This is a genomic window from Acinetobacter calcoaceticus, assembly GCF_051947995.1.
In the GTDB taxonomy this organism is placed as follows: Bacteria; Pseudomonadota; Gammaproteobacteria; order Pseudomonadales; family Moraxellaceae; genus Acinetobacter.
The window spans coordinates 491,669-503,697 of the sequence record NZ_JBLVVH010000001.1 but is presented as its reverse complement, the minus strand read 5'-3'; the positions used below and the strand labels follow the sequence as shown (position 1 = coordinate 503,697).

10 protein-coding genes are annotated in these 12,029 nt (G+C 44.7%); 1 reads left to right on the top strand and 9 read right to left on the bottom strand.

What is annotated here, in order from left to right:
• Positions 1-17 precede the first annotated feature (17 nt).
• The 9 genes from ACNQO6_RS02425 to ACNQO6_RS02385 all read right to left on the bottom strand — a co-directional run bounded on the left by ACNQO6_RS02425 (position 18) and on the right by ACNQO6_RS02385 (position 10,849).
• Positions 18-2,432, bottom strand: a complete 2,415-nt coding sequence (locus ACNQO6_RS02425; RefSeq protein WP_440207987.1) for a penicillin acylase family protein — start codon at positions 2,430-2,432, stop codon at positions 18-20.
• Between the two features lie 323 nt (positions 2,433-2,755).
• A complete protein-coding gene (locus ACNQO6_RS02420) occupies positions 2,756-4,165 on the bottom strand; it encodes an MFS transporter (RefSeq protein ID WP_440207986.1) in 1,410 nt (469 codons plus the stop codon).
• Between the two features lie 135 nt (positions 4,166-4,300).
• Positions 4,301-5,107 (bottom strand): 3-oxoadipate enol-lactonase, encoded by an 807-nt coding sequence (pcaD, locus tag ACNQO6_RS02415; protein ID WP_440207985.1) that lies wholly within the window; start codon positions 5,105-5,107, stop codon positions 4,301-4,303.
• A 16-nt stretch (positions 5,108-5,123) separates the two neighbouring features.
• Positions 5,124-6,332, bottom strand: coding sequence for a 3-oxoadipyl-CoA thiolase (pcaF, locus tag ACNQO6_RS02410; protein WP_440207984.1), 1,209 nt, complete (start codon positions 6,330-6,332; stop codon positions 5,124-5,126).
• Positions 6,333-6,933: 601 nt separating this feature from the next.
• The gene (locus tag ACNQO6_RS02405; RefSeq protein WP_440207983.1) at positions 6,934-7,587 is read right to left on the bottom strand and encodes a 3-oxoacid CoA-transferase subunit B; all 654 of its coding nucleotides are present in this window, start codon (positions 7,585-7,587) and stop codon (positions 6,934-6,936) included.
• Complete coding sequence (locus ACNQO6_RS02400) at positions 7,584-8,273, bottom strand: 3-oxoacid CoA-transferase subunit A (protein ID WP_440207982.1); 690 nt, start codon at positions 8,271-8,273, stop codon at positions 7,584-7,586. The genes ACNQO6_RS02405 and ACNQO6_RS02400 overlap by 4 nt, the downstream gene beginning before the upstream one ends.
• 120 nt (positions 8,274-8,393) lie before the next feature.
• Entirely contained in the window at positions 8,394-9,314 is a 921-nt protein-coding gene (catA, locus tag ACNQO6_RS02395; RefSeq protein WP_005238934.1) for a catechol 1,2-dioxygenase, read from the bottom strand.
• A 120-nt stretch (positions 9,315-9,434) separates the two neighbouring features.
• Positions 9,435-9,725 carry a muconolactone Delta-isomerase gene (catC, locus tag ACNQO6_RS02390; protein ID WP_005238932.1) on the bottom strand — a complete coding sequence of 97 codons (291 nt, stop codon included), beginning with the start codon at positions 9,723-9,725 and terminating at the stop codon, positions 9,435-9,437.
• 14 nt (positions 9,726-9,739) lie between these two features.
• Positions 9,740-10,849, bottom strand: coding sequence for a muconate/chloromuconate family cycloisomerase (locus tag ACNQO6_RS02385; RefSeq protein WP_440207981.1), 1,110 nt, complete (start codon positions 10,847-10,849; stop codon positions 9,740-9,742).
• Between the two features lie 104 nt (positions 10,850-10,953).
• Between ACNQO6_RS02385 and catM the strand changes: the two genes are divergently transcribed.
• A complete protein-coding gene (gene catM, locus ACNQO6_RS02380; RefSeq protein ID WP_199974977.1) occupies positions 10,954-11,871 on the top strand; it encodes a cis,cis-muconate-binding transcription regulator CatM in 918 nt (305 codons plus the stop codon).
• Positions 11,872-12,029: the final 158 nt, after the last annotated feature.

Here is a 12,029-nt window from a genome sequence, read left to right as displayed (position 1 = left end):
ATCAGTTGAACTAAAAACTAATAATTTAACGTGATAGTTTGCTGGGTTGCTTGATCGATTTGCTTTTGACTCACCGCATCCTCTTTACATTTATAATTTTCAAATAAAGGCAGTTGATCTGCAAAGTGAGCATCCAGTTTTCCATTTTGATGGATAAAGCCACTTTGACCCGGGGCCAAAATTGAACACATGCTGACCTGATTTGGATTTAACACCACTCTAAAGGTCGCACTTCCCGTATTGCCATAGGTGCTGAGTTGTTGTTCATGTGAAGCATCCGCCCATGGAATACCGACCGAATTTTTGCTGGAAAAGGCCATGGTTGCCACTGGAATGTTCCAGTCATTCGGGTCAGTCGAATGATACTGTTTTGAAAGTTCAGTCAGTGCAGTTTCTAAGGCTTTTAACACCACATCATCTGCTGTTTGTCCTTTTAACAAATCAACCTTCTGGGGAACACTGGCCTGTTTTCCTTGCAGTGCATTCCAGATTAATTTTGAAGCACTGGCTGGCTGGGCACTACGCGGATCATGATTGACCGGATAAAGCGTATCGGTATAACGCTGATAAATATTTTCAGACAAGTTCGGTTTTAATACCAAGATAATCATCTGATTCAGCCATGCACGCATAATCGCTGGTGCTGCACCCTGATAATATTTTGCTTCACGATCTGGGCGTAATTTTAGATCCCATTCTGCCAACAGTGGTGCGACTTTTTTCGCTTGGGCCGAGGCTTTTTCGCTTTGTGCAGCCTTAATCATAGAGGGAATAAAATAGCGTGCATTCAGATCCGACCAGGCACCTGTTTTATTGATGTCCCAAATCTCTTGCTGGCTTAACTTGGGTTTGCTTTCCAAAGGTTCAATCAATTCATTGACACGATCAACATAAGAGAAATTTGAGGAATCGGAACGTAACCCTGCAAAGGCTTTATTATTCCAGCTACTGATATAACCTTTTTTGGGATTATATTGTTTAGGGTTATGTGAGAAATCGTAGAAACCCTGCCATTCCATTGAACCATCGCCAAGTGCAGGAAGCTGAATATGCTGGTTTTCAGGACGGATCGGTAAACGGCCTAAAGCAGCCACTCCGATATTATTTTGGGTATCGGCATAGAACCAGGTGATTGAAGCTGCAACACGTTTGGCTTGGGCAAGAAACTCATTCCAGTTGCTGGCTTTGGCTGCATTGGCCCAGCCTAATAAGCTTTCAATTTCTACACCTTCCCAACTCCGTTTTTGAGCATAGGCGGTGTGATTTTTTTCATCCCATGTACTGACGAAACCCTGTTTACTTTGATAAACATCTAAAATATGGTCGGCCTGATTTCTCACTTTTATTTTTACTTGTTTGTGCTCAAATGGAATATAAGCGCCTTTGTATAAATATTCTTTTGAATTGCTTGGATTTAAAGTGAGTTGGTAAACATCATTAGTATCCAGTGAACCGACGGTCGAGCCCCATGCGATTTTGCCATTGGTACCAAATAAAATTGCCGGTAAACCCACAGGGGTAATTCCGGTTAAGTCATAGCCAGCGCCGTGTAGTCCAATTGCATAGGTGATCGCAGGGGTATACCAGCCTTGTTGTGGACCATTATATAAAACAGTCTGGCCTTCAATGGTTTTATCTGCCTTCACTACCCAGGCATTGCTGGCTGTTGGAACACCATCAATCACGCTTTTTCCCATGGCAATACGGGCTTGGGCTAAATATGTTTCGGCCGCATGACTGGAAATCGGTAACACCTTTTTCGAGATAGTTTGCTGCCGTGCTGAAAACTGTGGGGCTTGTTCGGACTGAATAATGGTTGGCGCTTGGGGGTCATCTAACCAACGTAATTGTTGATAGACTTTAAGGCCCTCAGCTTGCCCTTTTTCTTTTTGCAGTTGGGTGAGTAAATCTAGATTTGCAACTTCAGAACTTGCTGAAAAAAAGCGGTTGAGGATGAGGCCGACCCAAACCATGGCGATATCTTCTGATGCCCAGAGGGAGGGTTTAAAATCATAATCAACAAATTCTTTGGGCATGAGTGCTGGATTGGCTAATACTTCTTTGACCCGTTGATTAAAACCTGCTGCATAGCCCTCAAAAATTGCACGGTCTTCAGGGGAGAGTTGTGCAATTTGTTGTCTGGTATTTTCTGGATTAAAGCGACTATGCGTGGCGATATCATATTGCAGATAGTCGGGACCCAATACTTCAGCCACAGTACCTAAACCTGTGCGCTTCGACATCTCCATCTGGAATAAACGATCGGTTGCAACCGCATAGCCATAGCCGTAAAACAGGCCAAAGCTATCTTTGGCATAAATATGAGGAGTACCAAAGTTATCTCGTTTGATGGTGATTAAATTTTTGGGCGGTGTCACGTCTGAATTTGAAGATGAGTGACAGCCGATGAAAAAGGCGCAACCTAGTGCCATGATTCCATTTTTCAGCACAGTCGGTTTATAAAAGGGGGGATGTGTGATCAATTTTAACGATCCTTATTGTTGCTATTGTTTAAATGTAATGTCGAGTCAATCTTCTGCTGGAAGCTGACGAGATATACCCATGAACATGCCTTGTTCATTAAATAAAATTATGATGATTTATCTATGTAATTTTCCATTACCTTATGGGTATATCTTTATACTTTATAAGACAAGGCTTTTATCAGTTGATTGAAAGATCGATATGAAAACTCAAAACAAAAAACATTTAGGTCTGTTGAGCTGACTCAGATGATTTACGGATAAAACAATGATTAGCGCATTAATTTTTTAGCCAGCCGATCCGGGTTGAGAAAGACCATATTGAGGATTCCCACCACAATCAGATAAACACCTATAGCGCTAAAACCCTGATTCATCCCCATGATTAAATTTTCTATCATCTGTGGACTAAGAGGAGCACCTTTGACCGGATTGATATAGCCTGCCTGATCCATCAAATAGCCGACCATGGTTGGGGAAATGATTCCGCCTATAGATGCAGTGGCCACCAGTGTTGCCATAACTGCGGCACGTTGCTGCGGGCATACACTATAACTGACCGTCATGGTCGCCAGCGGAAAGCACATCGAAAATCCGGCTGCTACCGTAATCAGGATAAGATTAAGATTTCCCGTTGAGAACGGAAGCATATAAAAGGCACCACCTGAACATAACAGCAGTAAGCCAAAAACAATCCCAAACGCGACATGAACACTTTGGCCTTTTTGTAGAAGTACCTTTGAAATATAGCCAGCAAGTGCCAAGGTAATGGCGCCTAAAATCCACGGAAAGCTTGAAATAAAAGCAATCATTTCAGGTGCGAATTGATGGGTCGATGCAATATATTTAACCGCCCAAGTGGTTAAAAAACCTAAAGACCAGAAGCAGCCCAAGCCAGCAAGCAAGGCAGCAATAAACATTTGAGAAAAAAACACGTTGAAAATCGGGACAGGTTTTAATTGATCTACAAAATCTATAATGCTTTGGCGACTAGTCTCAGCTTTTTTGGTTTCAGTAATAGAGGAAGCTGCTAAATTTGGGGCTTGATGAAAATGACTATAAGGTCCTTCTTTACAGATACAACGCCATAAAAGACTCCAGATGATGCCGACAATACCGAGAAAGCCAAAGGCCCAACGCCAGCCCCAATCCGGATGTGCAATGATATAAGCTAAAATAGGTGCTGCAATAATGGGGCCAAGCATGGTTCCTGAAGCGACCAGACTGCTTGGGAAACCACGGGCACTGGGTTCGAACCAACCTTGGACATGCGTCAAAGATATGGAAGAAGCAGGACCTTCTGCTGCACCGAGTACAATCCGAGTAATCAATAAGGTGGTTAAACCCCCACCGAAGAGCATAGGGAACTGTAATAGTGCCCAACTTGCGCCCATGATCAACAGTAGCCAGCGGGTTTGAACTTTTCCTGCGAGAAAGCCCACCGCAATTCCTGAGATTGCAAATAAGAAGAAAAAGGCACTGCCGATAAAACCAAATTGAGTTGCACTGAGTCCCAACTCAGCCATGACGGGCTCGGCAACAAGCGCTAAAACAGCTTTATCCGCGAAATTAATCATCTGAAACAGCACCAGCAGGGCGGTAATAAGCCAAGCCCGTTGCCTATTTGCAGAAGATAATAAGGATGCTGAAACCGTTTTATTTTGTAAATTGTTATTATGCATTGCATGATCCTTATGCAGAGACCCAAGACATATTGGTCAAAAAATAATGGCTAACCATTGATTTAAATAAATATATTGTCTTTGACAAAGCTTATTCAGGCGGTGCGTGTTTTTAGTTCTACGATCAAGCGCTGCTTATGAAGCAGCGCTTGATTTCAATTCGGTAGGGGTTATAAAGCTGAATACTGCCTGATTAAATGCATCGGCCTGTTCAATATTGGAAATATGTGAGGCACTGATTTGTACCAGTTGGGCATCCGCAATCTGCTGTTGCATAAACTGTCCATCTGCGACGGTAGTAACGGGGTCTTGGGTTCCGGCAATGATCAAAACAGGGAGATGGATGTCTTTGAGTTGATTTCGGACATCCGCTTTAGCCAAAGCCTCACAACAATTGGCATAACCATCTGCGCTGCCAGCACTTAAGTCGTTACATAGATTATTGACAATGGCAGGATGACTTTGGATAAAGGGATCTGTAAACCAGCGAGAAGCTGCTGTGGTGGCGATAGGACCTAAACCTTGCTTTCGAACCAATTGGGCCCGATCTAGCCAGGCCTGTTCCTGTCCAATTTTTGCTGCAGTATTGGCAATCACCACGTGGCTAAATCGTTTTGGATAATGAATTGCCAGCCATTGGCCAGTGATCCCACCCATGGAAATCCCGCAAAAACTGGCTTTTTCTATTTTTAAATGGTCGAGCAGGCGGATGACATCTTCACCCAGTTGTTGCAAGGTATATGGACCTGCTGGGGTAGAAGAGGATCCATGTCCACGAGTGTCATAACAGATTACATAAAAGCGTTGTTTAAAATAATTGAATTGCTGTTGCCACATCCCGTAGTTGGTCCCCAAAGAGTTGGAAAACACCAGTGCAGGGGCGTTGGGATCGCCAAAGGTTTGATAGTGAATTTGCGCATCGGCAGACTGAAAAACTGACATGTACTATTCCTTTATTTTAATCAATACGTTGAATAATCAAGGCAATCCCTTGACCGACACCAATACACATTGAACACAAGGCATACTGCCCCCTGATCTGTTCAAGCTGGTTTAGGGCCGTGGTCACCAGACGCGCACCAGAGGCACCGAGTGGATGACCCAAGGCAATTGCACCGCCATTCGGATTAACCCGTGCATCATCATCTGCCAAACCTAAATCACGGGTGACCGCCAAAGCCTGTGCCGCAAAAGCTTCATTCAGTTCAATCACATCCATCTGTTCTAACGTGAGATTGGCCTGTTTTAGCAGTTTCTTGATCGCAGGTGCAGGCGCAAAGCCCATAATCCGTGGTTCAACCCCAACCGTAGTCGCAGCAATAATTTTGGCGCGTGGTTTGAGCTGATATTTTTCCACTGCGTCGTCTGAAGCAATCAATACAGCCGCCGCACCGTCATTAATTCCAGAGGCATTACCTGCCGTCACGGTACCTTCAGCTTTGACTACACCTTTGAGTTTGGTTAAGGCTTGCAATGTGGTTGACGCACGTGGATGCTCATCACGATCCACCACAATGGCATCACCTTTACGCTGTGGAATCGTCACCGGGATGATTTCATTACTGAAGAAGCCTTTGGCTTGTGCAGTTGCAGTACGTTGTTGGCTGTTTAATGCAAACTGGTCCTGATCGGCACGGTTGATATTGAACTGTTCCGCCACGTTTTCTGCGGTTTGCGGCATAGTATCAACGCCATACAGCTCTTTGAGCTTTGGATTGATAAAACGCCATCCCATGGTGGTGTCTTCAATCTTTTGACTACGGCCAAAAGCACTGTCTGATTTGCCCATCACATAAGGGGCACGGCTCATGCTTTCTACGCCACCAGCAATAATCAGGTCGGCTTCATTGGCTTTAATCGCACGGGCAGCCATGGCAATCGCATCCAGTGATGAACCACACAAACGGTTCACTGTAGTAGCAGGCACCTGATACGGTACACCTGCTAATAGTGCTGACATACGTCCGACATTACGGTTGTCTTCACCCGCCTGATTGGCACAGCCATAGATGACATCATCGACCTGTTGCCAATCCACAGTTGGGTTACGTTGCATGAGTGCTTGGATTGGAACTGCTCCCAGATCGTCGGCACGGACAGGTGCAAGACCGCCTGCATAACGACCAAATGGGGTACGGATGGCATCGATGATATACGCGTTTTTCATTTTAAATCTTGTCCTTTACTTCAGGCCTTTCAGCCATTCTCCGTAGGTATCTCGCGGCGGCGGCATGGATGCCGCCCGTTGGACTGTGGTATATGGATATACCATCAGTCCTACAAAGGTTTTTGTTACTTTTGACCTTTCAAAAGTAAGGTATTGCCTATACAAACGGTTTTCGAAAATCACTTTCATTTATCGGCAGTGATGGTATTCGTCGCTTTCATTCATAAGAGTTAGTCACGACGGAGTCTTAAGGTGCTTAATCCAATACCCACAGCTAGTTCTCGTCACTTTTTTAAAAAAGTGACCAAAAACCTTTGTTACTCAGACACAACTTCCTTGTTGTGCTGAGTAACGGGGCGACATCCCTGTCGCCAATCACGATAGCAACTCTCAATTTATCTTCGAATATGTGAAAATCTCGATCTGAGGCTTTCCCATAAGCATTTCGCGATGGCGGCATGGATGCCGCCTGTTAGACTGTGGTATATGGATATACCATCAGTCTAACAAAGGATTTTTGTTACTTTTTATCCTTAAAAAGTAAGGCAATGCCTATACAAAAAGCCTTTGCTTTAACCCGTAATTATTGGCTGTGTAAACATTATCCTTGCGTCGCATCAATCAGTTTCGCACCCGTCAACGCCTGTAACTCTTCAAAGCTCAGACCATCCACTTTTTCAATCACTTTTAAACCGTCTGTGGTCACATCAATCACACACAGGTCGGTATAAATCCGATCGACACATTTCAAGCCTGTTGCCGGATAAGTAAGTGCTTCAACGATCTTCGGTTCACCTTGCTTGGTGTTGTGATCGGTAGTGATAAATACTTTCTTGGCACCGACAGCGAGGTCCATGGCACCGCCCACCGCAGGAATGGCATCTGCCGCACCGGTATGCCAGTTGGCCAGATCACCATTGGCCGCCACCTGGAATGCACCGAGTACCGCAATATCCAGATGTCCGCCACGCATCATGGCAAAGGAGTCACCATGATGGAAAAAGCTGCCACCCGTCAGCATGGTCACATATTCCTTGCCTGCATTAATCAATTCAGGATCTTCCTCACCTTTGGCAGGCGGTGGACCGAATGCGAGTAGGCCATTTTCCGAATGTAGGAATACATCTTTATCGGCTGGAAGATAGTTTGAAATCTTTGTTGGCAGACCGATGCCCAGATTGACATAAGCACCATCTGGAATATCTTGTGCGACACGTTCAGCGATCTGGTCACGGCTTAATTTTTGATAGCTCATTGTTCTGCTCCTATGCCATTGGCTGCATCGACAGCGACCACATGCTGTACAAAAATCCCGGGGGTAATGATATGTTCAGGATCAAGTTGACCGAGTTCAGCCAGTTCAGACACCTGCGCAATGGTGACATCTGCGGCCATTGCCATGATCGGGCCGAAGTTACGCGCAGATTTGTTATAGACCAGATTGCCCCAGCGATCGCCTTTGTGTGCTTTGATTAAGGCAAAGTCGGCTTTAATCGGATACTCAAGCACGTAGTCTTTACCATCGATATGACGGGTTTCTTTACCTTCTGCCAAAAGAGTACCAAAGCCAGTTGGGGTAAATACGGCACCGAGCCCCATTCCTGCGGCTTGAATACGACAGGCCAGATTGCCCTGTGGGACCAATTCCAGTTCAATCTTGCCGGCACGATACAGTTCATCGAAGACCCAGGAATCGGACTGACGCGGGAAAGAACAGATGATTTTACGAACCGCACCTGTTTTAAGCAGTTTGGCCAAACCGTAATCGCCATTGCCTGCATTGTTATTGACGATGACCAGATCCTTGATACCAAGCTCAATCAATCCATCAATCAGTTCAGCGGGTTGTCCTGCGGTGCCAAAGCCACCAATCATGATGGTTGCGCCATCCTTGATCTGTGACAGTGACTCAGTCAATGAGAGCGTACTTTTATCAATCATAAGGCCAACCTTTTATCCATGTTTTCAAATTTCTATACATACTGGTTTCGGTATAAACGGATATGTATAGAAATTTAAAAACTGTGAGCTAATTCATAGCTCACAGTAATTTGAGGGAAGTTAAGCACCAACGCGACGGCGGTCAACTTCGGTACTTGGCGCGCCTGTTTTTTCCTTCACCAGCTCCACATTAAAGGTAATGTGTTTAAATGGTTTATTGAGGCCACGACGAGCGATCTCAGCTTCATCGGTTACATCAACAGCAGTTGCAATGAGGCCTTCACGTGTTGCAAATGCGAAGTCATCCCACAGGTATTGATCACCTTCGATATTGAACTGTGTGGTTAATTTGCGATAACCCGGTGCAGACACAAAATAGTGCACATGAGAAGGGCGGTTACCATGACGGCCGAGTAAGTTCAGCACAGCTTGCGTGGTCCCTTCTGGTGGGCAGCCATAACCGACAGGCATGGTGGTTTGTGCCACGTAGCGACCATTGGCATCAGACAAAATGGTACGGCGTAAGTTAAAGTCTGATTGTGATTTATCAAAGAACGAATAATTGCCTAAGCTGTTGGCATGCCACACTTCAACTTTAGCACCTTCGATAATATTACCTTCAGGATCAGTCACGGTTCCTTCGATGAATAAGGTATCGACTTTATCCGATTCAGAACCATCATCCATACGGGCAAAACCGACAGATTCAGGCGCACCTGCAACATAGAGCGGACCTTCAATGGTGCGTGGTGTACCACCGGTAATACCTGCCTTGGCATCGGCTTCATCGGCACGTAAATCCAGATAATGTTCAAGCCCTAGACCTGCTGCCAATAAACCCAGCTCATTGGCCTGACCTGCATCAGTAAAGTATTCCAGACCTTTCCATAGTTCGCTTTGTGAAATATCTAGATCTTCAATCGCCTGAAAAAGATCACCGAGCAGACGAACCACGATTTGTTGTACACGTGGATTGACGTCGCCTGTGGCGGTATCCACATTCATTTTTTTAACCAGTGCATCGATTTCTTGACGGTTCATACATATTCTCCTGAAGTATGATAATTTTTGGTGGCTCGCGGACTTGCTATTTTTGCTGCTTGCTTGGCTTGCCACATTCCTTGTTCAAATTCGGTTTTTCACTTTGCCTGCTATACGCGTTTAGCTGTCATCTTCACGAATGGCAGAGGGATGACGGTTCAAGGCCATCACTTCGATATTCATGTAGGGATATAAAGGCAATCCCTGCAAAATATTGTGTAATTCCTCATTGCTATCCACATCAAAAATACTGATGTTTGAGTATTGTCCCGTGATGCGCCAGATATGACGCCATTTACCCTGACGTTGTAAATCTTGAGAATAAGCCTTTTCTACGGCTTTAATTTGATTGGCTTGTTCAACTGGCATATCCAGCGGGATGTTTACATCCATTCGTACGTGGAAAAGCATGTCAACTCCTTGAATTATTGACGACGCAGGTTGTCGATTTTGTCTTGATCCAGCTCAATGCCGAGGCCAGGCCCTGTTGGAAGCTTGAGCTCAAAATTGCCATATTGAAGCGGTGTTTTTAAAATTTCTTCCGTGAGTAACAGTGGGCCAAACAGTTCAGTTCCTGCTGCAAGATTACTAAAAGTAGAAAATGCATGTGCAGAAGCAATCGTCCCTACAGGTCCTTCCAGCATGGTGCCACCATATAGGTCGATCCCTGCCAGATTGGCAACTTTGGCAACATCACAGGCTTCAATCAGACCGCCAGACTGGGCAATTTTGACTGCAAACACTGAGGCCGCATTGGTTTTTGCCAGTTGATAAGCACTTTGCGGACCAGTTAACGATTCATCCGCCATAATGGCAATATCAAACTTACGGGTGAGGCGCTGCATAGCATCAATATTGTGAATTGCACACGGTTGCTCGATCAGATCAACACCGCCATCCTGAAGCATTTGAATCCCTTTAATCGCATTAAGTTCAGACCAGGCACGATTGACATCGACACGGATTGAAACGTCCTTGCCTAAGGCTTTTTTAATGGCCAGCACATGTTCAACATCTTGCTCCACCGGACGTGAACCGATTTTTAACTTGAAAATATTATGGCGTTTGAGTGCCACCATTTTTTCTGCTTCAGCAATATCTTTTTCGGTATTACCCGAAGCCAGTACCCACAGCACAGGCACGCTATCACGTAAGCGTCCACCCAAAACTTCACTGAGCGGCAAGCCCAGACGTTGTGCCTGAATATCCAGCAAGGCGGTCTGGATGGCGCATTTGGCAAAACGGTTCCCATTAATATTTTGCTGGATGGTTTTTAGGGTTTGAGCCACATTAAAACCGTCCAGTGTTTTTAACAATGGCGAAAAGTATTGCTCAATATTGGTTTTGACACTTTCAGGACTTTCTTCCCCATAACCTAACCCTCCAATGGTCGTTGCTTCGCCCCAACCGGTAAAACCATCTGCTGTGGTGATTTTAATCAGTACCAGGGTTTGGGTTTGCATGGTTGCAACCGCCATCTTATGCGGACGGATGGTTGGAATATCGACAAGTAAGGTTTCTATGGATTTATACATCTTTGGTATTTCTTCAATCTTTGCCTGTTTACATACCCTAAATTAATGTAATATTTAGAACTAGGCTGAATTTGGTATTTTTAGATACTTAAAAGGTATATTAAATGGAATTAAGACATCTTCGTTATTTCGTGACGGTGGTCGAGGAACAGAGCATTACCAAAGCGGCGGAAAAGTTATGTATTGCGCAGCCACCTTTGAGTCGCCAGATTCAAAAGCTGGAAGAGGAACTTGGTATCCTGTTATTTGAACGGGGCTCACGTCCAGTAAAAACCACCGAAGCGGGGCAATTCTTTTATCAGCACGCGGTGCAGATTTTGACCCATACCGCCCAAGCGGCTTCCATGGCAAAACGCATTAGCACAGTCAATAAGATCGTCCGTATTGGCTATGTCAGCTCCTTACTGTATGCGCTATTACCGCAGGTGATTTATTTATTTCGCCAAAATCATCCCGAGATTCAGGTCGAACTGATTGAACATGGCACCAAAGACCAGATTGAAGCGTTAAAACTGGGTAAAATTGATTTGGGTTTTGGACGGCTTAGAATTAGTGATCCAGCAATAAAACGGATTTTATTGCGTAAAGAAAAACTCAAACTAGCCATCCATAAAAATCATCATTTAACCCGGTTTATCGATCAGGGGATTTACCTGTCGCAGATTATTGATGAGCCTATTTTTTCTTATCCCGCCACACAAAAACCGAATTTCTCCACCTTGATCCAGTCAATTTTTACTGACTTGGGCCTGGTACCCAAAGATATGGTCGAGGTACGTGAAATCCATATGGCCTTAGGTCTGGTGTCATCTGGTGAGGGCATTTGTCTTATTCCTGAGAGTGCCAGCGATATTGGCATGAAAAATCTGGTCTATATACCAATTCTGGATTTGGAAGCCTATACCCCGATTTCACTGGCGGTACGCAATATGGATCAGAGTCCGTATCTGCCGCAGATACTGCAATGTATTAAACAGGTATTTGAAGAAGAGGGAATACCGATACAACTGGATGGTGATTAAGACCAGTCAAAAAACTAATGACTTTCAGAGCGGTCCTAAAGACCGCTTTTTTAATGCGATACGATGGTCAGCAGCTAAAACCAGACTTAAAAGGTATAACTATATACTTCGTTATCTATGGAAAATTACATTAATTATTCAAATAATAAGTCCAGCCT